Genomic DNA, 23,597 nt, shown 5'->3' with positions numbered 1-23,597 from the left:
GCGCGAGAGAATGCGCGGGCAAGCCGCTCACATCTCTTCGTCCGCATCGGCCTCGTCAAAGCCGAGCAGGTTCCAGGATTGTACCATGTGCGGCGGCAAGGGCGCCGTGACATCGATCGTCCCGCCCGATGGATTGGGAACACGAATGCGTCGCGCATGAAGATGCAGGCGATTCTGAATCCCGCCCGGGAACGACCAGTTGGTATCCGCCTCGAAATACTTCGGATCCCCGATGATCGGGCAGCCGATATGGGCGGCGTGAACGCGCAACTGGTGGGTTCGTCCCGTATATGGCTCCATCTCGAGCCAGGTAAGCACCTGCCCCGCCGATTCAATGACGCGGTAGTAGGAAACGGCATGGTCGGAATCCGGCTCGCCATGCTTGGCGATACGCATTCGGTCGCCATCGGCTGTCGCCTCCTTAACCAGCCAGGTGGTGATCTTGTCCTCGCGCTTCCGCGGCACGCCCTTCACCAATGCCCAATAGGTCTTCTTGGTGTCGCGCTCGCGGAACGCCGCGGTGAGAGCCTGCGCGGCGCCGCGGGTCCTTGCAACGACGAGAACGCCGGAGGTATCCCGGTCGAGGCGATGCACGAGACGCGGCTTTTCGCCCTTCTTGTTGCGCCAGGCTTCGAGCATGTCGTCCACATGGCGATTGACGCCGGAGCCACCCTGTACCGCGAGCCCCGCCGGCTTGTTGAATACGAATACCTTGGGGTCTTCGTATAGCAACATTTGCGACAGGACGTCGCCATCCTCACGGCCGCGTATGCTTTTGCCGGTGAGATTGCCCTCGGCCTTTGAATCGACTGGCAGCGGCGGAATTCGCACGCTCTGGCCCGCCTGCAGGCGAGTGTCCGACTTTGCCCGCGACCCGTCGACCCTGATCTGCCCCGACCGCAGCAATTTCTGCAAATGGCCGAAGCCGAGCCCCGGATAATGCACCTTGAACCATCGGTCGAGGCGCATCTCCGCCTCACCTGTATCGACTGTTTTTTGTTCTACAACTGCCATAAACCTGACCTTTCAGGCATGCGCATAACACTATGCGGCAACTCTTGCGAGCCATATTGCGAGGCTCGTGCGATTACCCGCCGCACAGCGGGCAACACGCTACCTAAACCACAAGTATAATTTCGTTCATATTACATTCAGGCGCGCTTCTTTATTTTGCAAACTCAAATGGTTGAATCTTCACGGGACGTTACGCGACGTAGAAAATTGTTCCTGCCTGGAGCTTGAAACTACGAAGACTTTCGGGTGTTGAATATTGCGGTGCACAAGAGTCTGATGCAGAGTCAAATCTGAGCGCGAGTAGCGTCCCCAAGCAAGCGGAGTGGCAAAGTGTCATTGTTAGGTATCTATTGGAAATCGCTCCAATATCTTGGCGAAGAGAAAGGCGCGACAGTATTCATCTGTGTCGTCAACATCGCCTTGGCCTTAACCATGCTGATCGAGCCTGTTCTTGTGGGCCGCGTCATCTATGCAATCTCTATGAAAGCGGACGTTTTGTTTCCGCTGACGCAGCTTGCTGCCGTCGGCCTGTTCCATATCGGCGCAAACGTACTGGTGTCCCGCGAGGCAGATCGCCTGGCGCATCGGCGCAAGCTTTCTGTGCTGACCGAATCCTATAACCGCGTCATCAGCATGCCGCTCTCCTGGCATCACCAGCGCGGCACGTCCAATTCCATGCATACGCTGTTGCGCGCCATCGAGACGCTGTTCGGCCTGTGGCTCGAATTCATGCGCACGCACCTTGCTACGATGGTCGCCCTGGTTGGCCTCATACCTCTGGCCTTGGCCCAGGATTGGCGCCTCGCTTCGGTTCTTGCCGTGCTCGGCGTCGTCTATGTCATCGTCAGCCGCGTCGTCACCGCGAAGACCAAGGATGGTCAGGCACAGGTCGAGCGTCATCATATCAAGGCGTTCAGCCATGTTACCGACTCGATGGGCAATATCTCCGTGTTGCAGAGCTATAACCGCATAGACGAGGAGACCCGTGCGCTCCAGACCTATGCGAAGCAGCTCCTCGACTCGCAGTATCCGGTCCTCAACTGGTGGGCGCTTGCCAGCGGCATCAACCGCATGGCCGCTACCATTTCGATGATCGTCGTCTTGTTTCTCGGCTCCTACTTCGTCGCCCATGGCGAGATGAATGTCGGCCAGGTCGTTGCCTTTACCGGCTTTGCCGCCCTCCTCATCGGCCGCCTCGACCAGTTGAGCGCCTTCGTCAACCAGATCTTTGCGGCACGCGCCAAGCTCGAAGACTTCTTCGAGATGGAAGCTTCGGCAGCATATGAGGTCGAGTCCAAGTCGGCGCATGACATCGACAATGTTAAGGGCGATGTGGAGTTCGAGGATGTTTCCTTCGCCTTCGCCAATTCGACACAGGGTCTGAAGCACGTCTCGTTCAAGGCCAAGGCTGGCCAGACGGTTGCCATCGTCGGCCCGACCGGCGCCGGCAAGACGACCCTGATCAACCTCCTGCAGCGGGTCTACGATCCGAAGGAAGGCCGCATTCTCGTCGACAATATCGATACGAGGACGATCAGCCGTCGCTCGCTGCGCAATGCCATCGCGACCGTGTTCCAGGATGCCGGCATGTTCAACCGCTCGATCGAGGACAACATCCGCGTCGGCCGCCCCAAGGCGAGCGAGGAAGACGTTCTGGCCGCAGCGGAAGCAGCCGATGCAAGCGATTTCATCCTCTCCAAGTCGGCGGGTTACGGCACCGTCGTCGGCGAGCGCGGTTCGCAGCTTTCCGGTGGTGAACGCCAGCGTGTCGCCATCGCCCGCGCCATCCTCAAGGATGCGCCGATATTGGTCCTTGACGAGGCAACAAGTGCGCTCGACGTCGAGACCGAGGCCCGCGTCAAGGTTGCAGTCGACAAGCTCTGCCAGAACCGCACGACCTTCATCATCGCTCACCGTCTCTCGACGGTCCGTGATGCCGACCTCGTGCTCTTCATGGATCAGGGTGAAGTCGTCGAGAAGGGCAGCTTCGACGAGCTTGCACGCCAGAATGGCCGCTTTACCTCGCTGCTCAAGGCCGGTGGCCTGAAGCTCGACGACGATACCGCAAATGTCACGCCCTTCCCGCGCAAGCCGGAAGCCGCTTGAAAAGACTGACATGAAACGATCAAGGGCCGCTTTTCAGCGGCCCTTTTTGTATTCACTCTTCGCCGCGTTCCTTGCGCAGCTTGTTCCAATAATCGATGCGCTTGCGCAACTCCCGTTCGAACCCGCGCTCCGGCGGGTCGTAAAAGGTCTGGCGGCCAAGAGCTTCGGGGAAATAGTTCTGGCCTGAAAAGGCGTCGGGCTGATCGTGGTCATAGGCATAGCCCTTGCCGTAGCCCTCGCCCTTCATCAGTTTCGTTGGCGCGTTAAGGATATGCTTGGGCGGCACGAGTGAGCCATGTTGCTTTGCGGCCTGCATCGCCGCCTTGTAGGCGGTGTAGACGGCGTTGGATTTCGGCGCAGTCGCCAGATAGACACAGGCCTCGGCCAGCGCCAGTTCGCCCTCGGGTGAGCCGAGATAGTCATAGGCGTCCTTGGCTGCATTGCAGATCGCCAACGCCTGCGGATCCGCAAGCCCGATATCCTCGCTCGCCATCCGTACTAGCCGGCGGCCGATATACAGCGGGTCTTCCCCGGCATCGAACATACGGCAAAGATAATAGAGCGCCGCATCCGGATCGGAGCCGCGCACCGATTTGTGCAGCGCGGAGATCAGATTGTAGTGGCCATCCTGCCCCTTGTCATAGACGGGCGCACGACGCTGCACTATCTGCTGGACCCGTTCTGCATCGAAGGTTTCGCCGTCGCGCGCCGCCCGCCACACTTCCTCGGCAAGCGTGAGAATTGCCCGGCCATCGCCATCGGCCATACGCACCAGGCTGGCGCGCGCTTCCTCCGTCAGCGGAAGCTCGCGGCCCTCATGAATCTCCGCCCGTTCCATCAGGGCGTTGAGGCTTACCTCGTCATGCGGGTGAAATACCAGCACGCGGGCACGCGACAGGAGAGCGGCGTTAAGCTCGAACGACGGGTTCTCGGTGGTCGCGCCGACAAGCACGATCGTCCCGTCCTCCATGACAGGCAGAAAGGAATCCTGTTGTGCGCGGTTGAAACGATGAATTTCGTCGACGAAAAGCAGCGTGCGCCGCCCGGACATTTTGCGCGCACGTGCCGCGTCGAAGACTTTCTTCAGGTCGGCGACGCCCGAGAATATCGCCGAAATCTGCTCGAACGCCAGATCGGTTTCATTGGCGAGGAGCCGCGCCACCGTCGTCTTGCCCGTACCCGGTGGCCCCCAGAAGATCATCGAGCCGAGCGAACCGGATTCGATCATGCGCGTCAACGCGCCCTCCGGCCCGGTAAGATGTTCCTGGCCGGTTACTTCCTGCAATGTTTTCGGCCGCAAGCGGTCCGCAAGCGGCCGGCTTTTGTCCAATGCCGGATCCTCGCCGACTGAAAAGAGATCCGCCATGTTTCCTTTGTCCGTATCAGCGAATGACCTGGCGGATTATGGCACCGCCGCGCTCGAAATCGAAGCGCCAAAGCGTCGGCTTCGCTGACATCGCCTTGCTGAGGTCGGAGACGCTCGCAATCTCCGCGCCGTTGACGCCGCGAACAATATCGCCGGGTTGCAAGCCGATGCGCGCCGCCGGCGTGTTTGGAAACACCTTGTCGATTGCTACACCCTCCGTATCCGATGGAAGGTCGAGACGCGACGCACTGCTCGGCGAGAGTTTGATCACATGCGCGCCGGACAAGGGATTGCGTCCCTGGATCAGCATCTGGTTGTCGGCAGAATCCGGCCGCGGCTTTTCTAGCGCGACGGTGACGGTCTTTTCCTTGGCGCGGCTGAGCACGTCGAACTTTACACTCTTGCCGATACCCGCCGTCGTCAGGCGATAGCCGAGACCGTCCGGATTCTCGATGCGCACGCCGTCGACGGAGAGGACGACGTCACCGACCAGCAGTCCGCCCTTTTCGGCCGGGCTATCCTTGGTAACCGCAGTCACAAGAGCGCCATAGGGCTGCTTCATGCCGAGGCTCTCGGCGACATCCGGCGTCACGTTCTGAAAGGCAGCGCCGATATAGGGCCGCTCGAACGTATCCGCGCCGCCCTTGGCCGTCTCAACAACGGCGCGTACCATATTGGAAGGAATAGCAAATCCGATACCGATCGAGCCACCTGAACGTGAGAAGATCGCCGTGTTGATGCCGATAAGCTTACCGCTCATGTCGATGAGGGCCCCGCCGGAATTACCGGGATTGATCGCGGCGTCGGTCTGGATAAAGAAGTCGAAATCGGAAATGCCGACGCGCGTCCGCGCCTGCGCCGAGACGATGCCGCTGGTTACCGTCTGGCCGACGCCGAACGGATTGCCGATCGCAAGAACGAGGTCACCGACCTCCACCTTGTCGGAATCGGCCAGCTGAAGCGATGGCAATGCTTCGCCCGCTTCGATTTTGAGGATGGCGAGATCCGTCGATTCATCCTTCAGCAGCACCTTGGAGTCGAATTCGCGGCCATCGGACAGCGCAACCTTCACTGTATCGGCATCGCGGATCACGTGGTTGTTGGTCACGATGATGCCGGAAGCATCGGCAATGACGCCGGAACCGAGCGCGGACTGGACGCGTGGGGGCCCGTTGAACTGACCGCCGAAAAACTGCTCGAAAAATGGATCGCCTGCGAAAGGCGAGCGGCTTTGAACGGCGTGGGCGGCATAAACATTCACCACGGCGCCCGCCGTCTGCTTGACCAAAGGCGCGAAGGAAAGCTGCATGTCACTTCGCGTCGCCGGAAGCTGCCTGGTCGTGTCTGCCGCCGTCTGCGCGAAAACGGGCGCTACAGTACCGGAAAGCAGTGTTGTGCAGAGAATGAGGGTCCGCGCCGAGGCGGCAACCTTGGAACTCATGGCGATCTCCTGAAGTGATGAATCAGTCAAACTCTCGACCAATGTGGCGCTTTTAGAGCCGAATACCAGCGAAGAAACAAAGCAAATTTGAGACGCAAGGGTGCGCTTCCCCGCGCAAATTGCCGCTTCTGCAGATCGGCGATTTGGCGTAGAAGAAAATGCGGCCGTGACACCGGCGGTCAAAGCGAGACGAGCATGGCCAAGGGCGAGTTCCATATCTACCCCAGTCATATTGCCGGGGTTGAAGCTGTAGCTGCTTCCACGGCCCATGCCTTTCCGCGTCACTTTCACGAGCAATACGGTTTTGGTCTCATCGAGCAAGGCGCACAGAAATCCGCGAGCGGCCGCGGCATGGTGGAAGCTGGGGCCGGCAACATGATCACGGTCAATCCCGGTGAGATCCATGACGGGATGCCGATCGGCGATGCCGGGCGCAGCTGGCGCATGCTCTATTTTGATCCGGCCGTCATTGCCGAAGCCACAAGCGAGCTCGACGAGGGTGTGGATGGCGATTTCGAGTTCACGCTTCCGGTGATCGATGATGCGCGATTTGCTGTGCCGTTCGTCAGCCTGTTCAAAGCCCTTACTGCGACCGGCGACCGGACCAGCAAGCTGCTATGCGACGAACTGCTTTTGCACATTCTCGAGGGCATGAATCATGAGCGCACAAGGGTCCGGGACGGGCTCCCTGCCCCGGTCCTGCGCGCCAAGGCGAAGATCGATGACGATCCTGCAGGACACGTCAGCCTTGCCGATCTCGCCGACATCTGTGGCATCAGCCGCTTTCAGGTGCTGCGCGGGTTCGTCAAGGCCACGGGTCTTTCGCCGCACGCCTATTTGATGCAACGCCGGCTCGACCTCGTGCGGCACCTTATTGCGCAGCGCACCGGCCTTGCGGAAGCCGCAGCGGCCAGCGGCTTCGCTGACCAGAGCCACATGACCCGCCTCTTTATTCGCAAATTCGGGGTCTCTCCGGGTGCCTACGCGGCGTCATACGCCTGACCTTGCAATCTCGTTCAAGACGCCACGTTCGGCTTGCTCCAGTTTCGGCCGAGACACAAAAGGAGCACACAAGTGGGTCTCGAATTCCTCATTACATCATTCATCATTGTCGTTTCGCCGGGCACGGGCGTGGTCTATACGCTGGCAACCGGCCTCTCCCGCGGCGCCTGGGCGAGTGTCGCTGCCGCATTCGGCTGCACGATCGGCATTGTTCCGCATATGGCGGCCGCAATCGGCGGATTGGCGGCCATCCTGCACACCAGCGCCGTCGCGTTTCACACGTTCAAGTATCTGGGCGTCGCCTATCTGCTCTATATGGCGTGGAACGCGCTGCGCGAGAACGGCTCGCTCAAGATCGACACCGATAGCGGTCAGAGTTCGATGGCGGGAATTACGCTGAAGGCGATCCTGATCAACATCCTCAACCCGAAACTGTCGATCTTCTTCCTCGCCTTCCTGCCGCAATTCGTCAACGCGAACGAACCGCATCCGCTGCTGCGCATGCTTTGGCTGAGCAGCGTGTTCATGCTGATGACGTTCGTCGTCTTCGTGCTCTATGGGCTATTCGCGGCATCGGTACGCAATCAGGTCATCACCAGGCCACGCATATTGACCTGGCTGCGCCGGAGTTTCGCCGGCGCATTCGTCGTGCTAGGGATGAAGCTTGCGCTGGCCGACCGTTAGCGGGCGCTCAGCACCTTCTGGCATCCGGGCGAAAGCCGCGCCGCGTTCTCGCGCAGACAGGCAATTCCCCGACCGCCACCGAGAGCCACCGATCGACAGAATGCCCGGAAGTCCGGTCCGCATTCCTGGCGGGCGATCGCCATTTCCTCGCGCGGCGTGAAGGCCTTGCCAGCGGGCGCTGCCGCAGCGGGCGCGGCTGTCGTCGCTCCTGCTGCGGGAGCGCTCGATCCGCCGATCGCCGCAACCGCACTCTTGCAGGCAGATGAAAGTGATGAACTATGCTGTTGCAGACATGAGAGGGCGGCCTGCCCTCCAGGCTGCACGCCCGAACATTGCGCCATGAAATCGTTGCGGCAGTTGGACTTGATGGCGTTTTGCTGGGCCGCTGTCGGCTGCTGCGCATATGCGGCTCCCACAAGAAGCGTCAGCAACAGCATACCAGCCGCCACGAACGCACCCAATGCAGCCGCGCTGCGTTGCAAATGCCTGATTGTTCCTTGAAATGCTGCTTCCCGGTCGTCGTTCATCGAACCCTCCCTCGGAATAGACCGAGGGCAGATTGCCGGTCGGGGTCCATCAACACAAGTACGTAAAAGGGTTACCCGAGCCGGGCACACGAACGCGAAAGAGCCTTGCACGAGGATGGGCTGCGGTCGTTCCTACAACGATCAGCCGGGCTCGTTGAGGAGGTCTTCTATTGACGCCACCGGTATGATGGCCTGTGCTGTTTGCGCAAGATCACGGTCCAGCGTGATGAAGGCATCGGCCTGAAGCCGGGTCAAGGCGAGATATTCTGCCTGATAAGTGTCAGGCCAATCCAGTTGCATGGCAATGTCCCAGGCAACCCGCTGAAGGACCCGATCACCGAGCAGACGGAGCTTCAGCGCACGAAGATAGTCAAGTTTTGCGTTGGCGACGTTGCGATTGAGATCCCCACGCCGAACGGCCTTATAGAGCAGCGCCAGAACTTGCGACCTTAAAAGCGTTGGCGCGAGCAGCTTATGTTTCGCAGGGATTGCCGCGTCGATCTCCGCAAGATGCAAGGCAACGTCAGGGCCAATTACAAAGCGTGCCATAACCAAGGAACTCCCTGATCGGGATCATATCGCGCCCGACTTCTGCAACGTGTGGAACGGACCATGCAGGTTTGACAACGAGTCGGACGTTGTAAAGCGATTTCCGACAAACGCCAGAGTCGCCAGCCTTTGTACTCCATCGCCCGTCTTGGAGCGGGTCGTGGTGCCCTAGCCCGGCAGCACCTTTAACGCGAAAAGGGGGCACGAGGCCCCCAAATCAACTGCTATAGCTGGCACGCTTACGCTGCTTCGGCTTCGTTGGCCTGCTCGGCAGCAACGCGAGCCAGGTCCTTGGAACCCTTGGCGCTGGTGTCGCGATCAACGAATTCGACAACTGCGAGCGGTGCATTGTCACCGGTGCGGAAGCCTGCCTTCATGATGCGGATGTAACCACCGTTGCGCTGGCCATAGCGCGGTGCAAGCGTATCGAACAGCTTGGCAACGAGCTTGGCATCGCGGATAGCCGAGATAGCCTGACGACGAGCGTGCAGGTCACCACGCTTGCCGAGCGTGACAAGCTTTTCAACGATGGGACGAATTTCCTTGGCCTTGGGCAGCGTTGTCACGATCTGCTCATGCTCGATCAACGATGCGGCCATATTGGCAAACATCGCCTTGCGGTGGCTGGCAGTCCGGTTAAGCTTGCGGCCTGAATTACCGTGGCGCATGAGCCTTCTCCTTAGTTTCTTTGTTCGGGCTCACTGCCCGGGCTTTAGACTGTCGGGCGATCTGCCCGGGTTCTTAATACTGGTCTTCGTAGCGCTTCGCGAGATCTTCGATGTTCTCCGGCGGCCACGAGGGTACTTCCATGCCAAGATGGAGACCCATGGAAGCCAGAACTTCCTTGATTTCGTTCAGCGACTTGCGGCCGAAGTTCGGGGTGCGCAGCATTTCTGCTTCTGTCTTCTGAATAAGATCGCCAATGTAGACGATGTTATCATTCTTGAGGCAGTTTGCCGAACGGACCGAAAGCTCAAGTTCATCGACCTTCTTGAGAAGGGCCGGATTGAACGCAAGTTCAGTGACCTGTTCCTGCTGAACTTCCTTCTGCGGCTCGTCGAAGTTGACGAAGATCGCAAGCTGGTCCTGCAGGATGCGCGCTGCATAGGCAACCGCATCTTCACCGGAGATCGAGCCATCAGTTTCGATCGAAAGGATCAGCTTGTCATAGTCGAGAACCTGACCTTCACGGGTGTTCTCGATCTTGTACGAAACCTTGCGTACCGGCGAATAGAGGCTGTCGACCGGGATGAGCCCGATCGGCGCGTCTTCAGCGCGGTTACGGTCGGCAGGCACGTAACCCTTCCCGGTGTTGACGGTGAATTCCATCCGGATTTCAGCGCCTTCGTCGAGCGTGCAGATGACGTGTTCCGGGTTGAGGATCTCGATGTCGCCAACGGTCTGGATGTCACCAGCCGTAACGACGCCCGGGCCTTCCTTGCGCACGACCATGCGCTTCGGACCATCGCTCTCCATGTGGATTGCGATTTCCTTGATGTTGAGGACGATATCCGTGACATCCTCGCGAACGCCCGGAATCGACGAGAATTCGTGCAGAACGCCGTCGATCTGTACCGCCGTCACGGCAGCGCCGCGCAGCGAGGACAAAAGCACGCGGCGTAGGGCATTGCCGAGCGTCAGGCCATAACCACGCTCGAGCGGTTCGGCGACGACCGTTGCCTTGGTCTTCGAGCCGGAGGTCTGAAACTCGACCTTGTTCGGCTTGATAAGTTCTTGCCAGTTCTTCTGGATCATTTAGCTTTTCCCTATCCTTGCCTTTACCACCATCCAATCGTGGCATTGAGGCGTGGAAACCGCAGAGGAGCTGGAAACCCAGCTCATGCGGTCAAAATCCTGTCGCGAAGTTTAGACGCGGCGACGCTTGCGCGGACGGCAGCCATTGTGCGGGATCGGCGTTACGTCGCGGATCGACGTAATCGTGAAACCAGCAGCCTGGAGCGCGCGCAGAGCCGATTCACGGCCGGAACCAGGTCCGCAGACCTCGACTTCGAGCGAACGCATGCCATGTTCCTGTGCCTTCTTGGCACAATCTTCAGCGGCCATCTGTGCAGCGAAGGGGGTCGACTTGCGCGAACCCTTGAAACCCTGTGCACCTGCGGAAGACCAGGCAATCGCATTGCCCTGTGCGTCCGTGATGGTGATCATCGTGTTGTTGAATGTCGAATTGACGTGGGCAACGCCCGACGAAATATTCTTGCGCTCGCGGCGGCGAACGCGCGTGGCTTCCTTGGCCATGGTAGTCCTTTCAGTTGATCTCGACGCCTCCGTATTTCCAGAGGCTCCACCGTGGTTTCAGTTAAAGTGCGAAACCAGCACTGCATCTGCCAGAGGCAGAGCCGGCGCGAGCAATCGCGCCGGCATGAACTTACTTCTTCTTGCCGGCGATTGCCTTGGCAGGACCCTTGCGGGTACGCGCATTGGTATGCGTGCGCTGGCCACGAACCGGCAGCGAGCGGCGATGACGCAGACCGCGATAGCAGCCCAGATCCATCAGACGCTTGATGTTCATCGAAACTTCACGACGCAGATCACCTTCAACCTGGTAATCGCGGTCGATCGTTTCGCGAATCTGCAAAACTTCCGCATCGGTCAACTGGTTGACGCGACGCTCTGCAGGAATGCCGACCTTCTCGACGATTTCCTGCGCAAACTTTTGACCAATCCCGTGAATGTACTGAAGCGCAATTACAACGCGCTTGTTCGTCGGGATGTTGACGCCAGCGATACGTGCCACGTCTATTCTCCTTGTTGACCGGCAGAGCTGGAGTGCCAACACGGCAGCCAGATGGCGGGATGAAAACTTATATCCGGGACAAACACAAACGATCAGCCCCGAACCTGCTTTACCGGATCGGCGCCGACCGCTTCATATCCAAGCGAATTTGCGCCGTACTTGAAGGAATCGCTGCAAAAAGTCAACTCCTTCGATGAAATTATGTCAGATCTATAAATCCGACAGAATTTTTTCGATCGACGCGGTGACATCTTCCATGTCGGCCATGCCATCGACCTTCTTCAACTTGCCCTTGGCATAGTAGTAACCAATCAATGGCGAGGTCTGCTTGTAGTATGCTTCGAGGCGCGTGCGCACCGTCTCGGCATTGTCGTCAGGCCGGCGCTTGAACTCGGTCGATCCGCACTTGTCGCAGACGCCGGCAACATGCGGCTTCTTGTTGGTGTCGTGATAACCGGTCCCGCACTTGGCGCAGGAGTATCTTCCGGAAATACGCTCGACGAGAACATTGTCGTCCACTTCAAGCTCGATCACGCAATCCAGCTCGAGCCCCTTGGCCGCAAGCATGTCTTCAACCGCATCCGCCTGTACCAGCGTGCGCGGATAGCCATCGAGGATGAACCCCTTGACCGCATCCGGCTGGTCGATGCGTTCGGAGACGATCGCATTGACGATCTCGTCGGAAACGAGGTTCCCGGCATCCATGACCGCTTTGGCCTTCAGGCCAACTTCCGTTCCGGCTTTCACCGCCTCGCGCAGCATATCGCCCGTCGAGAGCTGTGGAATCCCTAGTTTTTCTACCAAGCGCTGAGACTGAGTTCCCTTACCTGCCCCCGGTGGTCCGAGAAGTATTAATCTCATCTGTTGCGTTTCCCCCCACGGAGCTTCGACTTCTTGATCAGCCCTTCATACTGATGCGCAATCAGGTGACCCTGGATCTGTGCAACCGTATCGAGCGTCACGCTCACGACAATCAACAGCGACGTACCGCCGAGATAGAAAGGAACACCCGCCCACGAAATCAGGAATTCTGGCAGCATGCAGATGATGACAAGATAGATAGCGCCAAGAACCGTAACACGCGTCAGGACGTAATCGATATATTCAGCCGTACGCTCGCCGGGGCGAATGCCGGGAATGAAACCGGAATGCTTCTTCAACTGGTCGGCGGTGTCCTTCGGATTGAAGACGAGCGCCGTATAGAAGAAGGCAAAGAAGACGATCATCGCTGCATAGAGCGCCATGTACATCGGCTGGCCATGGCCGAGCGACGACAGAACCGTCGTTGCCCATGCCGGCAGATTGTGGCTCTGCGCGAAGCCGGCGATCGTTGCAGGCAGAAGCAGCAGCGACGAGGCAAAGATCGGCGGAATGACGCCGGCGGTGTTGAGCTTCAGCGGCAGATGCGACGTGTCGCCCTGGAACATGCGGTTGCCGACCTGACGCTTCGGATACTGGATCAGCAGGCGGCGCTGTGCGCGCTCGACGAAGACGATGATGCCGATGACGGCAATCGTCAGGACGATGATCGCAAGGATGACCGTGGTCGACAGAGCGCCGGTACGGCCGAGTTCCAACGTTCCGGAGATTGCCTGCGGCAGGTTGGCGACGATACCCGAGAAAATGATCAGCGAAATGCCGTTACCGATACCGCGGGCAGTGATCTGTTCGCCCAGCCACATCAGGAACATGGTGCCGCCGACGAGCGTGATCACGGTCGAGAACAGGAAGAACGGACCCGGATTGGTCACAATTCCCTGGCTGCCCTGCAGGCCGACTGCGATCGCATAGGCCTGGACGGTTGCGAGCAGCACCGTGCCGTAGCGGGTATACTGGTTGATGACCTTGCGGCCCTGCTCGCCATCCTTCTTCAGCTGCTCCAGCGCCGGTACGACCGACGTCATCAGCTGCACGATGATCGAGGCGGAAATATAAGGCATGATGCCAAGCGCGAAGATCGCCATGCGGGCGACGGCTCCACCGGCGAACATGTTGAACATCCCGAGGATGCCCTGTGCCTGGTGATTGAATGCCTGTGCGTAAGCGGCAAGATTGATGCCCGGCAGCGGAATGTAGGTACCGAGACGGTAGACCAGCAATGCGCCAAGAGTAAACCAAATGCGCTTCTTGAGCTCTTCAGCCTTCGAGAAAGCAGAGAAATTAAGATTTGACGCGAGCTGTTCTGCGGCTGAAGCCATTATAGTCTCCGGTCTGTGCCCGACAGGGCCTCGCCACCCGAACGGGAATCGGCGGCTCTACCCAGATATGTGCCCTTGATAAAAGGTACAAGCGGCGATCAGGGAGATCGCCGCTCGAATAGTCAGATTTTATTCTGCAGCAGCAGGCGCTGCCGGAAGCTTGACGGTACCGCCGGCCTTTTCGATCTTTTCGATCGCAGCCTTGGAGGCGCCGGCCACTTCAAGCGTTACCGCCGTCTTGATGTCACCATCGGCCAGGAGGCGAACGCCATCCTTGGCGCGGCGGATGACGCCGGCAGCCTTGAGGGCTTCGAGGGTGATCGACGCCTTCGCATCGAGCTTCTTGGCATCGATGGCAGCCTGGATACGGCCGACCGAAACGACGTTGAAGCTCTTGGCGAAGATGTTGGTGAAACCGCGCTTCGGCAAGCGGCGGTAGATTGGCATCTGGCCGCCTTCGAAACCGTTGATGGCAACGCCCGAACGCGACTTCTGGCCCTTCACACCGCGACCGGCAGTCTTGCCGGAACCGGAGCCGATACCGCGGCCAACGCGCTTGCGAGCTTTGGTGGCGCCTGTGTTTTCACTCAGTTCATTGAGTTTCATCTGAATATCTCCGGTATCAAGCCTCGTCCACAACGCGGACGAGATGTTGAACCTTGGCAATCATGCCACGCACCGAAGGCGTATCTTCAAGCGTGCTGCGGCGATGCATCTTATTGAGGCCCAGGCCGACGAGCGTTGCGCGCTGTTCAACCGGACGGCGGATAGGGCTACCGATCTGTTCGACCGTAACCGTCTTACCCTTCTTTTTCTCAACCATGACTTTGTCCTTTGTCTACAGTGGGCGGAGCCAACGGCCCCTGCCCCGCTGCGCCAGTTCCTGGCCTATTCTTCCGAACCGACCACGTCGCGGCGGCGAGCCTGCAGTGTCGAATACTTGATACCGCGCTGTGCAGCGATGTCCTTCGGATGCATCTGATGCTTGAGGGCATCAAACGTCGCGCGAACCATGTTGTAGGGGTTCGACGAACCGAGCGACTTGGCGACAACGTCCTGAACGCCGAGCGTTTCGAAGACGGCGCGCATCGGACCACCGGCGATGATGCCGGTACCTGCCGTTGCTGCACGCAGCAGAACCTTGCCGGCACCATGACGGCCTTCGACATCGTGATGCAGCGTACGGCCCGAACGAAGCGGTACGAAAATCATCTCACGCTTGGCGGACTCTGTTGCCTTGCGGATGGCTTCCGGCACTTCGCGTGCCTTGCCATGACCGAAGCCTACGCGGCCCTTCTGGTCGCCAACGACGACGAGAGCAGCAAAACCGAAACGCCGGCCGCCCTTGACGACCTTGGCAACACGGTTGATATGGACCAGCTTGTCAACGAATTCGCTATCGCGCTCTTCGTTGCGGCCGCGATCTTCGCGGCTTCTCTTTTCCTGTGCCATGCTCCTAATTCCTTTTTCTTTTCCGGTAGCACGAATGGTTTTTTAAAGTCTGACCTTAGAAGCTAAGGCCAGCTTCGCGAGCAGCTTCGGCAAGCGCCTTCACGCGGCCGTGGTAAATATAAGCGCCACGGTCGAAGACAACTTCCTTGATGCCAGCCTTGACGGCCCGCTCGGCGACGAGCTTGCCGATGAGGGCTGCTGCATCCGAATCGGCACCGGTCTTCAGCTTGCCCTTGAGGTCAGCTTCGAGGGTAGATGCGGATGCAATCGTATGTCCACGCGCGTCGTCGATGACCTGCGCATAGATATTCTTTGAAGAACGGTGGACGCTGAGCCGCGGACGGTCACCGGCAACCGCCTTGAGCTGGCGGCGAACACGCGCAGCGCGACGCTGAATGATTTCTTTCGGCGATGCCATGACACGAATTCCTTACTTCTTCTTGCCTTCTTTGCGAACGATCTTCTCGCCCGCGTACTTGACGCCCTTGCCCTTGTAGGGTTCCGGACCACGATATTCGCGGATCTCGGCAGCGACCTGGCCGACCTGCTGCTTGTCGATACCGGTCACGACGATTTCCGTCGGCTTCGGTACGGCAACAGTGATGCCGGCTGGCACTTCGTAGACCACTTCATGACTGAAGCCGAGCGACAGCTGCAGGTTCTTGCCCTGCATTGCCGCACGATAGCCGACGCCGCTGATCTCGAGACGCTTTTCGAAGCCGTCCTTAACACCTGTGAAGATGTTGACGACCATCGTGCGGCTCATGCCCCACTTCGAGCGTGCGAGCTTCGTATTGTCACGCGGATTGACGCTTACCGCGCCATCCTCGAACTTGACCACAATGTCGTCATTGGCGACGAAGGAGAGTTCCCCCTTCGGGCCCTTGGCCTTGATGGTCTGGCCGTCTACGCTGGCTGTTACGCCCTGCGGGACTGCCACGGGTTTTTTACCGATACGAGACATTTTTCAACCTGTCCGTTTCTTCCTGTTTACAGCCCACGCATTAGAATATGCGGCAGAGCAACTCGCCACCAACATTCTGTTCACGTGCCTCGTGATCCGCCATCACGCCCTTCGGCGTCGACAAGATCGAAATACCAAGGCCGTTTGCAACCTGCGGGATCGACTTGACCGAAACGTAAACGCGACGGCCGGGCTTCGAAATACGGGTAATCTCGCGAATTACCGGTACGTTCTCAAAATACTTCAGCTCGATTTCGATCTCGGACTTGCCGTTTTCGAAATCAACCTGGCTGTATCCGCGGATATAGCCTTCGGACTGAAGAACATCCAGAACGCGGGCGCGAAGCTTGGAGGCAGGGGTCGAAACCTTGCCCTTCTTGCGCATCGTCGCGTTACGGATGCGGGTCAGCATATCGCCGAGAGGATCATTTACAGACATCTGTTTGCTCCCTTACCAGCTCGACTTCACGACGCCGGGCACCTGGCCGGACGAACCCAGCTGGCGCAATGCGATACGCGACATTTTAAGCTTGCGGTAGTAACCGCGCGGACGGCCCGAAACTTCGCAACGATTGCGGATACGGACCTTGGTGGAATTGCGTGGCAGTTCTGCCAGCTGAATGGTGGCGCGGAAGCGCTCATCCAGCGGCAGCGACTGGTTCATCACGATAGCCTTCAGGCGCGCGCGCTTTGCAGCGAAACGCTTCACCAGAAGACCACGGCGCTTGTTCTTTTCGACTGCGCTCGTCTTAGCCATTTCTAATACCTCGCTACGCTTGCCGTTACTGCCGGAAGGGGAAGTTGAAGGCGCGCAGCAATGCGCGTGCTTCATCATCCGTCTTTGCAGTCGTACAAACGATGATGTCCATGCCCCAGATCTGATCAACCTTGTCGTAGTTGATTTCCGGGAACACAATGTGCTCCTTGATGCCCATGGCGAAATTGCCACGACCGTCAAAGCTCTTTGGATTCAGACCGCGGAAATCTCGAACGCGCGGCAGCGCGATCGTGATCAGGCGATCCAGGAATTCATACATGCGCTCTTTGCGAAGGGTGACCTTCGTTCCGATCGGCATATTCTCACGAACCTTGAAGGTAGCGATCGAATTGCGCGCATGCGTAATAACCGGCTTCTGACCGGCAATCAATGCCAGATCTTCAGCTGCGACAGTTGGCTTCTTGGAGTCAGCAGTAGCTTCACCAACGCCCATGTTGAGAACAACCTTGGTGATGCGCGGGATCTGCATCTCGTTGTCATATTTGAACTGCTCGAGAAGAGCCTTGCGTACCACATCCTGGTACTGCTTCTTCAAGCGGGGTTCGATTTTTGCATCAGCCATCGATCAGATCTCCTGAACGCTTTGCTACACGTACCTTCTTGCCGTCTTCGAGGACCTTGAAGCCAACACGGGTCGGCTTGCCATCCTTGGGGTCGGCGATCGCGAGGTTCGACAGATGGAGCGGCGCTTCTTTCGAAATGATGCCGGCTTCCTGGTTCTGTGTCTGCTTCTGGTGACGCTTGACAACATTGACGCCGCGAACGAGCGCTTGCTCATCCTTCGGCAAAACTTTGATTACTTCGCCGGTACGGCCCTTGTCCTTACCAGCCAGAACGACAACGCGGTCGCCTTTACGGATCTTCTGCATCGTCTGCTCCTTACAAAACTTCTGGAGCCAGCGAGATGATCTTCATGTGGCTTTTTGCGCGGAGTTCGCGCGGAACCGGTCCGAAGATACGTGTGCCGATAGGCTCTTTCTTGTTGTCGATCAAAACGGCTGCGTTCTTGTCGAAACGAATAACGCTACCGTCCGGGCGGCGGATGTCCTTGGCAGTGCGAACAACCACTGCCTTCATCACGTCACCTTTTTTAACGCGGCCGCGCGGAATTGCTTCCTTGATCGAAACGACAATGATGTCGCCGACCGAAGCATATTTCCGCTTCGAACCGCCCAGCACCTTGATGCACATGACACGACGTGCGCCGGAATTATCCGCCACGTCGAGGTTTGTTTGCATCTGAATCATGACTAGCCGCCTTCTTCTTGTTCAACCGGACTGGGCTTTCCTTGCCCCTCGCGATTGTTGCGTACTTACATACAGATAATTAGCTCGCCGGGGCGTCCGTTACGACAACCCAACGCTTGTCTTTCGAAATCGGCTTGGATTCCTCGATGGAAACCGCGTCGCCGACCTTGAACTGGTTATTCTCGTCATGCGCCTTGTACTTCTTCGACTGGCGCACAGTCTTCTGGAGGAGCGGGTGCGAATAGCGCCGCTCGACCTTGACCACAACGGTCTTGTCGTTTTTGTCGCTCACGACAACGCCCTGCAGAATGCGTTTAGGCATGGTTTTCTTCCTTAAGCCTTGCTCTCGACCGCTTTCTGGCGGGCGACAGTCTTGATGCGCGCAATATCACGGCGGATCTGCCGGACGCGAGCGGTTTTTTCCAACTGGCCGGTTGCCTTCTGGAAGCGCAGGTTGAACTGCTCTTTCTTCAGGGAACCCAATTCTTCATTCAACTGATCGAGGCTCATCGCCCGGACTTCTGCGGATTTCATAACATCCACCCCTTATTCTGCGATGCGCTGAATAAAGCGCGTCTTGACCGAAAGCTTGGCCGCGCCGAGACGCAGTGCCTCACGGGCAAGCTCTTCCGAAACGCCGTCGAGCTCGAACATGACGCGGCCTGGTGCGACGCGGGCTGCCCAATAATCGACCGAACCCTTGCCCTTACCCATACGGACTTCGGTAGGCTTCGATGTGACCGGAACATCCGGGAAAACCCGGATCCAAACACGACCGGCACGCTTCATGTGACGGGTAATTGCACGGCGAGCGGCTTCGATCTCACGCGCCGTAACGCGGTTCGGCTCGAGGGCCTTCAGGCCGAAAGCACCAAAATTAAGATCCGTACCGCCCTTCGACGCGCCGTGGATACGGCCCTTGAACTGCTTGCGGAACTTTGTGCGCTTAGGCTGCAGCATTGTTCTCTACTCCAAAATTCACGATCCGGAAAGACGCTAATTAAGCGTTTTCGCGGCGACGGTTCGAACCCTGATGGCTATCACCCTCGACAGCACGGCGCTCGGAAGCCATGGGATCGTGCTCAAGGATTTCGCCCTTGAAGACCCAGACCTTGACGCCGCAAATGCCATAAGCAGTGTGAGCTTCAGCAGTTCCGTAATCGATATCGGCACGAAGGGTGTGCAAAGGCACGCGGCCTTCACGGTACCATTCCATACGCGCAATTTCCGCGCCGCCGAGGCGACCCGAACAATTGATACGAATGCCTTCAGCACCAAGACGCATGGCCGACTGAACGGCGCGCTTCATGGCACGGCGGAATGCAACGCGGCGCTCGAGCTGCTGAGCGATCGACTGGGCAACGAGCGTTGCGTCAGTCTCCGGCTTGCGGACTTCGACGATATTGAGCGCGGCATCGGCATTGGTCATTTCTGACAGCTTGCGACGCAGCTTCTCGATATCGGCGCCCTTCTTGCCGATGATCAGGCCCGGACGGGCGGCATGGATCGTTACGCGGCACTTCTTGTGCGGACGCTCGATCACAACCTTGGAGATCGCAGCCTGCTTCAGTTCGTCCATCAGATACTTGCGGATCTTCAGGTCTTCATGCAGCAGCTTGCCATATTCACCCGTATTCGCATACCAACGCGAATCCCAGGTCCGATTGATACCGAGGCGGAAGCCAACCGGATTAATCTTCTGGCCCATTATGCGGCCTCCCCTTTTTCCTGTGCTTCGCGAACGACGATCGTCAGATGCGAGAACGGCTTCTCGATCCGGCTTGCACGACCGCGACCACGAACATGGAAGCGCTTCATCACGATTGACTTGCCTACATAGGCTTCGGCAACAACCAGAGCATCAACATCCAGGTCATGGTTGTTTTCCGCGTTGGCGATAGCCGATTCGAGAGTCTTTTTCACCGTGCCTGCAATCCGCTTGCGCGAAAATTCCAGATCGGCAAGAGCGGCGTTGACCTTCTTGCCGCGGATCATTGCAGCCACCAGATTAAGCTTCTGAGGGCTGATGCGGAGCGTGCGGGCAACGGCTTTCGCCTCGTTGTCCTTAAGCTGGCGCGGAGCCTTAGCCTTGCCCATCGTTATTTCCTCTTCGCCTTCTTGTCCGCGCCGTGACCGTAATAGGTCCGCGTCGGAGCGAATTCACCAAACTTGTGTCCGATCATCTCTTCGTTGACCGAAACGGGAACATGCTTGTTACCGTTGTAGACGCCGAACGTCAGACCGACGAACTGCGGCAGGATCGTGGAGCGACGGCTCCAGATCTTGATAACTTCGCTGCGACCGCCCTCACGTACCTTCTCAGCCTTCTTGAGAAGATAGCCATCGATGAACGGGCCTTTCCAAACTGAACGAGCCATTTCAGACTACCTCTCTTACTTCTTGCGCTGATGACGCGAACGAGCGATGAACTTGTCCGTCGACTTGTTGGAGCGCGTCTTCTTGCCCTTCGTGGGCTTGCCCCACGGAGAAACCGGATGACGACCACCGGACGTACGACCTTCACCACCACCGTGCGGGTGATCGACCGGGTTCATGGCGACGCCGCGAACGTGCGGGCGCTTGCCCAGCCAGCGGCTGCGACCTGCCTTGCCGAGGCTGATATTGCCATGGTCCGGGTTCGAAACCGCACCGACCGTTGCAAAGCACGAGCCGTGAACGAGGCGCTGTTCACCCGAGTTCAGGCGAAGGATCGCCATGCCCTGGTCGCGGCCGACGAGCTGTGCATAGGTGCCAGCCGAACGGGCGATCTGGCCACCCTTGCCCGGCTTCATCTCCACGTTGTGGATGATGGTGCCGACCGGGATTGCCGACAGGGGCATTGCATTGCCCGGCTTGACGTCGGTCTGTGCACCGGCGATGACGCTGTCGCCAACGGCCAGGCGCTGCGGCGCCAGGATGTAGCTCAGCTCGCCATCTTCGTAACGGATGAGCGCGATGAATGCGGTCCGGTTCGGATCGTATTCAAGCCGTTCAACCTTGGCAGCGACGTCATGCTTGCGACGCTTGAAGTCGACGAAGCGATAGGTGCGCTTGTGCCCGCCACCCTGGTAGCGTGCAGTGACGCGACCCGTGTTGTTGCGACCACCCTTCGATACGAGACCTTCGGTCAAAGCCTTCACAGGCTTGCCCTTGTAGAGCTCCGAACGATCCACGATCACCAGCTGACGCTGACTTGGTGTGGTTGGATTATAATTCTTGAGTGCCATTGTCTTTACTCCACGGCCCCTCAGAGACCAGTCGAAACATCGATCGACTGCCCTTCGGCGAGCGTCACGACTGCTTTCTTGACATCACTCTGGCGCCCGACGATGCCGCGGAACCGCTTCACCTTGCCTTTGCGCACAGCTGTATTGACTGCAGTGACCTTCACGCGGAACAGCGCTTCGACTGCGGCCTTGATTTCCGGCTTCGTTGCCTTGCGGGCTACGTTGAAGACGACCTGGTTGTTTTCAGAAACCAGGGTCGACTTCTCGGTGATGACCGGGCTGACGATCACGTCGTAATGGCGAAGATCAGTCATTTGAAACGCTCCTCGAGAGCTTCAACCGCTGCCTTGGAAAGCACGAGCTTGCCGCGGCGCAGGATGTCGTAAACATTGATGCCCTGAATCGGCAGGACGTCGATGTTCGGAATGTTCGAAGCAGCGCGACGGAAATTCGCATCGATCTCGGCACCGCCGATGAGAAGCGCATTTTCGAGGCCAAGCTTGGCGAACTGCGAAACAAGAACCTTGGTCTTGCCTTCGGCTGCGGCCAGATCATCGACGATGATCAGGTCGGAAGCCTTGACCTTGGCAGACAGGGCATGACGAAGCGCAAGGGCGCGGACCTTCTTCGGCAGGGCATGTTCGTGGCTGTGAACAACCGGACCATGAGCCTTGCCGCCGCCGCGGAACTGCGGTGCACGTGCCGAATGGTGACGGGCGCGGCCCGTACCCTTCTGCTTGTACATCTTGGCGCCGGTGCGTGCGATTTCCGAACGGCCCTTTGCCTTGTGCGTTCCCTGCTGCTTCTTGGCGAGCTGGTAACGGACCATGCGCTGAAGGATGTCGTCGCGCGGTTCAAGGCCGAAAATCTCCTCGGAGAGTTCCACCTTGCCGGCGTCCTTGCCTTCAAGTGTTGTAATCGAAAGGTCCATTATTCGGCTCCCTCAGTTGTCTGCGCCACTTCTGCATCAGACACAGCGGCTGTCGCGTTTGCTGCCTGGCGGAGACCAGCCGGCTTCGGAGCGTTGTCCGGCAGCGCTACCTTGACGGCATCGCGTACCAGGATCCAAGCACCCTTCGAACCCGGAACCGCACCACGAACCAGAATGAGCCCGCGATCGAGATCGGTCGAAACGACTTCGATATTCTGCGTCGTCACGCGGGTCTGACCCATGTGACCGGCCATCTTCTTGCCCTTGAACACCTTGCCCGGGTCCTGGCGCTGACCAGTTGAACCGTGTGCGCGGTGGGTAACGGAGTTACCGTGCGAAGCGCGGTGGCCGCCGAAGTTGTGCCGCTTCATCGAACCGGCAAAACCCTTGCCGATCGAAGTACCGGTCACGTCGACCTTCTGGCCGGCAACGTAATGCTCCGCAGTGATCTCGACGCCGACATCAAGCAGATTATCGGCAGAGACGCGGAACTCCGCGACCTTGGCCTTCGGCTCGACCGAAGCTGTCGCGAAATGGCCGCGCAGGCCCTTCGTCGTATTCTTAACCTTGGCCAGACCAACACCGAGCTGAACGGCAGTGTAGCCATTCTTCTCGACTGTACGCTGAGCCACAACCTGACAATTCTCCATCCGGAGTACTGTCACCGGCACATGCTCACCTGCGTCGTTATAGACGCGAGTCATGCCCAGCTTCTGTGCAATTACACCTGAACGCATCGGTTCGTCCTTCCGTCCTCAAGCCTTACAGCTTGATCTCGACATCAACACCAGCGGAGAGATCGAGCTTCATCAGCGCGTCTACGGTCTGCGGCGTTGGGTCTACGATATCGAGAAGACGCTTATGAGTGCGCATCTCGAACTGTTCGCGGCTCTTCTTGTCGATGTGCGGCGACCGGTTAACAGTGAACTTCTCGATCCGTGTAGGAAGCGGGATCGGTCCGCGCACGTTGGCACCGGTACGCTTGGCAGTCGACACGATTTCCCGCGTCGAATCGTCAAGGATCCGATGATCAAACGCCTTGAGGCGAATGCGGATGTTTTGACCGTTCATTTCATCTTTTCCTTGTTTAGCGGAGACGCCATGTAGCAGGCGCCTCTGCATAAAACCTTAATTTTACTCAATGATCGACGAGACGATGCCGGCACCAACGGTGCGGCCGCCTTCACGGATAGCGAAGCGAAGCTTCTCTTCCATGGCGATCGGCACGATCAGCGTCACATCGACTGCGATGTTGTCGCCGGGCATGACCATTTCCGTGCCTTCCGGCAGCGTCACAACACCCGTCACGTCGGTCGTGCGGAAGTAGAACTGCGGACGGTAGTTGGAGAAGAACG

At 58.4% G+C, this 23,597-nt stretch carries 34 protein-coding genes and 2 pseudogenes; 3 read left to right on the top strand and 33 right to left on the bottom strand.

All coding sequences use genetic code 11. From position 1 onward, the window contains the following. Positions 1-27 precede the first annotated feature (27 nt). Positions 28-1,014, bottom strand: a complete 987-nt coding sequence (locus tag GF108_RS06600; protein ID WP_113280039.1) for an RluA family pseudouridine synthase — start codon at positions 1,012-1,014, stop codon at positions 28-30. Positions 1,015-1,344: 330 nt separating this feature from the next. Between GF108_RS06600 and GF108_RS06595 the strand changes: the two genes are divergently transcribed. Then, a complete protein-coding gene (locus GF108_RS06595) occupies positions 1,345-3,120 on the top strand; it encodes a glucan ABC transporter ATP-binding protein/ permease (RefSeq protein ID WP_370462103.1) in 1,776 nt (591 codons plus the stop codon). A gap of 52 nt (positions 3,121-3,172) precedes the next feature. Here the strand turns inward: GF108_RS06595 and GF108_RS06590 are convergent, their stop codons facing one another. Together GF108_RS06590 and GF108_RS06585 are read right to left on the bottom strand one after the other, a co-directional pair. Continuing rightward, positions 3,173-4,486 carry a replication-associated recombination protein A gene (locus GF108_RS06590; RefSeq protein ID WP_153667365.1) on the bottom strand — a complete coding sequence of 438 codons (1,314 nt, stop codon included), beginning with the start codon at positions 4,484-4,486 and terminating at the stop codon, positions 3,173-3,175. Between the two features lie 16 nt (positions 4,487-4,502). Beyond that, positions 4,503-5,927, bottom strand: coding sequence for a DegQ family serine endoprotease (locus tag GF108_RS06585; RefSeq protein ID WP_153667364.1), 1,425 nt, complete (start codon positions 5,925-5,927; stop codon positions 4,503-4,505). A 195-nt stretch (positions 5,928-6,122) separates the two neighbouring features. On the opposite strand from GF108_RS06585, the gene GF108_RS06580 reads away from it, so the two are divergent. Both GF108_RS06580 and GF108_RS06575 read left to right on the top strand, forming a co-directional pair. Further along, complete coding sequence (locus GF108_RS06580) at positions 6,123-6,929, top strand: AraC family transcriptional regulator (RefSeq protein WP_153667363.1); 807 nt, start codon at positions 6,123-6,125, stop codon at positions 6,927-6,929. A gap of 72 nt (positions 6,930-7,001) precedes the next feature. Next, complete coding sequence (locus tag GF108_RS06575; protein ID WP_370462102.1) at positions 7,002-7,613, top strand: LysE family translocator; 612 nt, start codon at positions 7,002-7,004, stop codon at positions 7,611-7,613. On the opposite strand, the pseudogene GF108_RS06570 reads toward GF108_RS06575, so the two are convergent. The 30 genes and pseudogenes from GF108_RS06570 to tuf all read right to left on the bottom strand — a co-directional run. Then, positions 7,610-8,014, bottom strand: a pseudogene (locus GF108_RS06570) (hypothetical protein); the annotation flags it as partial. The gene GF108_RS06575 and the pseudogene GF108_RS06570 sit on opposite strands and share 4 nt — an antisense overlap. 267 nt (positions 8,015-8,281) lie before the next feature. After that, positions 8,282-8,689: a type II toxin-antitoxin system VapC family toxin gene (locus GF108_RS22365; protein ID WP_153667361.1), complete on the bottom strand. Its 408-nt coding sequence runs from the start codon at positions 8,687-8,689 to the stop codon at positions 8,282-8,284. Positions 8,690-8,928: 239 nt separating this feature from the next. Further along, on the bottom strand, positions 8,929-9,357 hold the full coding sequence (gene rplQ, locus GF108_RS06560) for a 50S ribosomal protein L17 (protein WP_027233184.1): 429 nt from the start codon (positions 9,355-9,357) through the stop codon (positions 8,929-8,931). 73 nt (positions 9,358-9,430) lie between these two features. Continuing rightward, positions 9,431-10,444: a DNA-directed RNA polymerase subunit alpha gene (locus GF108_RS06555; protein WP_027233183.1), complete on the bottom strand. Its 1,014-nt coding sequence runs from the start codon at positions 10,442-10,444 to the stop codon at positions 9,431-9,433. Positions 10,445-10,555: 111 nt separating this feature from the next. Continuing rightward, positions 10,556-10,945 (bottom strand): 30S ribosomal protein S11, encoded by a 390-nt coding sequence (rpsK, locus tag GF108_RS06550; RefSeq protein WP_008124952.1) that lies wholly within the window; start codon positions 10,943-10,945, stop codon positions 10,556-10,558. Between the two features lie 130 nt (positions 10,946-11,075). After that, positions 11,076-11,444 carry a 30S ribosomal protein S13 gene (rpsM, locus tag GF108_RS06545; RefSeq protein WP_027233182.1) on the bottom strand — a complete coding sequence of 123 codons (369 nt, stop codon included), beginning with the start codon at positions 11,442-11,444 and terminating at the stop codon, positions 11,076-11,078. 210 nt (positions 11,445-11,654) lie between these two features. Continuing rightward, positions 11,655-12,305 carry an adenylate kinase gene (locus GF108_RS06540; RefSeq protein WP_091922980.1) on the bottom strand — a complete coding sequence of 217 codons (651 nt, stop codon included), beginning with the start codon at positions 12,303-12,305 and terminating at the stop codon, positions 11,655-11,657. Continuing rightward, positions 12,302-13,642 carry a preprotein translocase subunit SecY gene (secY, locus tag GF108_RS06535; protein ID WP_153667359.1) on the bottom strand — a complete coding sequence of 447 codons (1,341 nt, stop codon included), beginning with the start codon at positions 13,640-13,642 and terminating at the stop codon, positions 12,302-12,304. Before secY ends, GF108_RS06540 begins: the two co-directional genes overlap by 4 nt. Positions 13,643-13,771: 129 nt before the next feature. Then, positions 13,772-14,248 (bottom strand): 50S ribosomal protein L15, encoded by a 477-nt coding sequence (gene rplO, locus GF108_RS06530; protein WP_027233179.1) that lies wholly within the window; start codon positions 14,246-14,248, stop codon positions 13,772-13,774. 16 nt (positions 14,249-14,264) lie between these two features. Beyond that, positions 14,265-14,465: a 50S ribosomal protein L30 gene (gene rpmD / locus GF108_RS06525; protein ID WP_027233178.1), complete on the bottom strand. Its 201-nt coding sequence runs from the start codon at positions 14,463-14,465 to the stop codon at positions 14,265-14,267. 65 nt (positions 14,466-14,530) lie between these two features. Next, positions 14,531-15,094: a 30S ribosomal protein S5 gene (gene rpsE, locus GF108_RS06520; RefSeq protein ID WP_091922984.1), complete on the bottom strand. Its 564-nt coding sequence runs from the start codon at positions 15,092-15,094 to the stop codon at positions 14,531-14,533. 55 nt (positions 15,095-15,149) lie between these two features. After that, a complete protein-coding gene (rplR, locus tag GF108_RS06515) occupies positions 15,150-15,512 on the bottom strand; it encodes a 50S ribosomal protein L18 (protein ID WP_027233176.1) in 363 nt (120 codons plus the stop codon). 12 nt (positions 15,513-15,524) lie between these two features. Further along, positions 15,525-16,058, bottom strand: coding sequence for a 50S ribosomal protein L6 (gene rplF / locus GF108_RS06510; protein ID WP_027233175.1), 534 nt, complete (start codon positions 16,056-16,058; stop codon positions 15,525-15,527). 40 nt (positions 16,059-16,098) lie between these two features. Beyond that, positions 16,099-16,497 (bottom strand): 30S ribosomal protein S8, encoded by a 399-nt coding sequence (rpsH, locus tag GF108_RS06505; protein WP_027233174.1) that lies wholly within the window; start codon positions 16,495-16,497, stop codon positions 16,099-16,101. A gap of 12 nt (positions 16,498-16,509) precedes the next feature. Next, entirely contained in the window at positions 16,510-16,815 is a 306-nt protein-coding gene (gene rpsN, locus GF108_RS06500; protein ID WP_027233173.1) for a 30S ribosomal protein S14, read from the bottom strand. 25 nt (positions 16,816-16,840) lie between these two features. Further along, complete coding sequence (gene rplE / locus GF108_RS06495) at positions 16,841-17,398, bottom strand: 50S ribosomal protein L5 (RefSeq protein ID WP_153667358.1); 558 nt, start codon at positions 17,396-17,398, stop codon at positions 16,841-16,843. Further along, complete coding sequence (rplX, locus tag GF108_RS06490) at positions 17,391-17,705, bottom strand: 50S ribosomal protein L24 (protein ID WP_027233171.1); 315 nt, start codon at positions 17,703-17,705, stop codon at positions 17,391-17,393. The genes rplE and rplX overlap by 8 nt, the downstream gene beginning before the upstream one ends. A 10-nt stretch (positions 17,706-17,715) precedes the next feature. Beyond that, a complete protein-coding gene (gene rplN / locus GF108_RS06485) occupies positions 17,716-18,084 on the bottom strand; it encodes a 50S ribosomal protein L14 (protein WP_027233170.1) in 369 nt (122 codons plus the stop codon). A gap of 79 nt (positions 18,085-18,163) precedes the next feature. Next, positions 18,164-18,406, bottom strand: a complete 243-nt coding sequence (rpsQ, locus tag GF108_RS06480; RefSeq protein ID WP_027233169.1) for a 30S ribosomal protein S17 — start codon at positions 18,404-18,406, stop codon at positions 18,164-18,166. 11 nt (positions 18,407-18,417) lie between these two features. Next, entirely contained in the window at positions 18,418-18,618 is a 201-nt protein-coding gene (gene rpmC / locus GF108_RS06475) for a 50S ribosomal protein L29 (protein WP_027233168.1), read from the bottom strand. Positions 18,619-18,630: 12 nt separating this feature from the next. Further along, positions 18,631-19,044 carry a 50S ribosomal protein L16 gene (gene rplP / locus GF108_RS06470; protein ID WP_027233167.1) on the bottom strand — a complete coding sequence of 138 codons (414 nt, stop codon included), beginning with the start codon at positions 19,042-19,044 and terminating at the stop codon, positions 18,631-18,633. A gap of 40 nt (positions 19,045-19,084) precedes the next feature. Then, positions 19,085-19,792, bottom strand: coding sequence for a 30S ribosomal protein S3 (rpsC, locus tag GF108_RS06465; RefSeq protein ID WP_027233166.1), 708 nt, complete (start codon positions 19,790-19,792; stop codon positions 19,085-19,087). Continuing rightward, positions 19,792-20,181: a 50S ribosomal protein L22 gene (rplV, locus tag GF108_RS06460; protein WP_027233165.1), complete on the bottom strand. Its 390-nt coding sequence runs from the start codon at positions 20,179-20,181 to the stop codon at positions 19,792-19,794. The genes rpsC and rplV overlap by 1 nt, the downstream gene beginning before the upstream one ends. Before the next feature lie 2 nt (positions 20,182-20,183). Beyond that, complete coding sequence (rpsS, locus tag GF108_RS06455; RefSeq protein ID WP_008124912.1) at positions 20,184-20,462, bottom strand: 30S ribosomal protein S19; 279 nt, start codon at positions 20,460-20,462, stop codon at positions 20,184-20,186. A gap of 15 nt (positions 20,463-20,477) precedes the next feature. After that, positions 20,478-21,311 (bottom strand): 50S ribosomal protein L2, encoded by an 834-nt coding sequence (rplB, locus tag GF108_RS06450; protein ID WP_027233164.1) that lies wholly within the window; start codon positions 21,309-21,311, stop codon positions 20,478-20,480. Positions 21,312-21,331: 20 nt separating this feature from the next. Further along, positions 21,332-21,625, bottom strand: coding sequence for a 50S ribosomal protein L23 (locus tag GF108_RS06445; protein ID WP_027233163.1), 294 nt, complete (start codon positions 21,623-21,625; stop codon positions 21,332-21,334). Continuing rightward, positions 21,622-22,242, bottom strand: a complete 621-nt coding sequence (gene rplD, locus GF108_RS06440; RefSeq protein ID WP_027233162.1) for a 50S ribosomal protein L4 — start codon at positions 22,240-22,242, stop codon at positions 21,622-21,624. Before rplD ends, GF108_RS06445 begins: the two co-directional genes overlap by 4 nt. Further along, positions 22,242-22,979, bottom strand: a complete 738-nt coding sequence (gene rplC / locus GF108_RS06435; RefSeq protein WP_027233161.1) for a 50S ribosomal protein L3 — start codon at positions 22,977-22,979, stop codon at positions 22,242-22,244. The genes rplD and rplC overlap by 1 nt, the downstream gene beginning before the upstream one ends. A gap of 25 nt (positions 22,980-23,004) precedes the next feature. Then, a complete protein-coding gene (gene rpsJ, locus GF108_RS06430; RefSeq protein ID WP_008124902.1) occupies positions 23,005-23,313 on the bottom strand; it encodes a 30S ribosomal protein S10 in 309 nt (102 codons plus the stop codon). A gap of 63 nt (positions 23,314-23,376) precedes the next feature. After that, positions 23,377-23,597 (bottom strand): annotated as a pseudogene (gene tuf, locus GF108_RS06425) (elongation factor Tu); the annotation flags it as partial.

Origin of the sequence: Phyllobacterium sp. SYP-B3895, assembly GCF_009647635.1 — a bacterium.
GTDB lineage: Bacteria > Pseudomonadota > Alphaproteobacteria > Rhizobiales > Rhizobiaceae > Phyllobacterium > Phyllobacterium pellucidum.
The sequence above is the reverse complement of the archived record's forward strand: the minus strand, read 5'-3'. Positions and strand labels throughout refer to the sequence as shown.

Coding starts and splice junctions, on each gene's coding strand:
- GF108_RS06600 (WP_113280039.1), bottom strand. CDS start 1,014: ATGGCAGTTGTAGAACAAAAAACAGTCGATACAGGTGAGGCGGAGATG.
- GF108_RS06590 (WP_153667365.1), bottom strand. CDS start 4,486: ATGGCGGATCTCTTTTCAGTCGGCGAGGATCCGGCATTGGACAAAAGC.
- GF108_RS06585 (WP_153667364.1), bottom strand. CDS start 5,927: ATGAGTTCCAAGGTTGCCGCCTCGGCGCGGACCCTCATTCTCTGCACA.
- GF108_RS06580 (WP_153667363.1), top strand. CDS start 6,123: ATGGCCAAGGGCGAGTTCCATATCTACCCCAGTCATATTGCCGGGGTT.
- GF108_RS22365 (WP_153667361.1), bottom strand. CDS start 8,689: ATGGCACGCTTTGTAATTGGCCCTGACGTTGCCTTGCATCTTGCGGAG.
- rplQ (WP_027233184.1), bottom strand. CDS start 9,357: ATGCGCCACGGTAATTCAGGCCGCAAGCTTAACCGGACTGCCAGCCAC.
- GF108_RS06555 (WP_027233183.1), bottom strand. CDS start 10,444: ATGATCCAGAAGAACTGGCAAGAACTTATCAAGCCGAACAAGGTCGAG.
- rpsK (WP_008124952.1), bottom strand. CDS start 10,945: ATGGCCAAGGAAGCCACGCGCGTTCGCCGCCGCGAGCGCAAGAATATT.
- GF108_RS06540 (WP_091922980.1), bottom strand. CDS start 12,305: ATGAGATTAATACTTCTCGGACCACCGGGGGCAGGTAAGGGAACTCAG.
- secY (WP_153667359.1), bottom strand. CDS start 13,642: ATGGCTTCAGCCGCAGAACAGCTCGCGTCAAATCTTAATTTCTCTGCT.
- rplO (WP_027233179.1), bottom strand. CDS start 14,248: ATGAAACTCAATGAACTGAGTGAAAACACAGGCGCCACCAAAGCTCGC.
- rpmD (WP_027233178.1), bottom strand. CDS start 14,465: ATGGTTGAGAAAAAGAAGGGTAAGACGGTTACGGTCGAACAGATCGGT.
- rpsE (WP_091922984.1), bottom strand. CDS start 15,094: ATGGCACAGGAAAAGAGAAGCCGCGAAGATCGCGGCCGCAACGAAGAG.
- rplR (WP_027233176.1), bottom strand. CDS start 15,512: ATGGCATCGCCGAAAGAAATCATTCAGCGTCGCGCTGCGCGTGTTCGC.
- rplF (WP_027233175.1), bottom strand. CDS start 16,058: ATGTCTCGTATCGGTAAAAAACCCGTGGCAGTCCCGCAGGGCGTAACA.
- rpsH (WP_027233174.1), bottom strand. CDS start 16,497: ATGTCTGTAAATGATCCTCTCGGCGATATGCTGACCCGCATCCGTAAC.
- rpsN (WP_027233173.1), bottom strand. CDS start 16,815: ATGGCTAAGACGAGCGCAGTCGAAAAGAACAAGCGCCGTGGTCTTCTG.
- rplE (WP_153667358.1), bottom strand. CDS start 17,398: ATGGCTGATGCAAAAATCGAACCCCGCTTGAAGAAGCAGTACCAGGAT.
- rplX (WP_027233171.1), bottom strand. CDS start 17,705: ATGCAGAAGATCCGTAAAGGCGACCGCGTTGTCGTTCTGGCTGGTAAG.
- rplN (WP_027233170.1), bottom strand. CDS start 18,084: ATGATTCAGATGCAAACAAACCTCGACGTGGCGGATAATTCCGGCGCA.
- rpsQ (WP_027233169.1), bottom strand. CDS start 18,406: ATGCCTAAACGCATTCTGCAGGGCGTTGTCGTGAGCGACAAAAACGAC.
- rpmC (WP_027233168.1), bottom strand. CDS start 18,618: ATGAAATCCGCAGAAGTCCGGGCGATGAGCCTCGATCAGTTGAATGAA.
- rplP (WP_027233167.1), bottom strand. CDS start 19,044: ATGCTGCAGCCTAAGCGCACAAAGTTCCGCAAGCAGTTCAAGGGCCGT.
- rpsC (WP_027233166.1), bottom strand. CDS start 19,792: ATGGGCCAGAAGATTAATCCGGTTGGCTTCCGCCTCGGTATCAATCGG.
- rplV (WP_027233165.1), bottom strand. CDS start 20,181: ATGGGCAAGGCTAAGGCTCCGCGCCAGCTTAAGGACAACGAGGCGAAA.
- rpsS (WP_008124912.1), bottom strand. CDS start 20,462: ATGGCTCGTTCAGTTTGGAAAGGCCCGTTCATCGATGGCTATCTTCTC.
- rplB (WP_027233164.1), bottom strand. CDS start 21,311: ATGGCACTCAAGAATTATAATCCAACCACACCAAGTCAGCGTCAGCTG.
- GF108_RS06445 (WP_027233163.1), bottom strand. CDS start 21,625: ATGACTGATCTTCGCCATTACGACGTGATCGTCAGCCCGGTCATCACC.
- rplD (WP_027233162.1), bottom strand. CDS start 22,242: ATGGACCTTTCGATTACAACACTTGAAGGCAAGGACGCCGGCAAGGTG.
- rplC (WP_027233161.1), bottom strand. CDS start 22,979: ATGCGTTCAGGTGTAATTGCACAGAAGCTGGGCATGACTCGCGTCTAT.
- rpsJ (WP_008124902.1), bottom strand. CDS start 23,313: ATGAACGGTCAAAACATCCGCATTCGCCTCAAGGCGTTTGATCATCGG.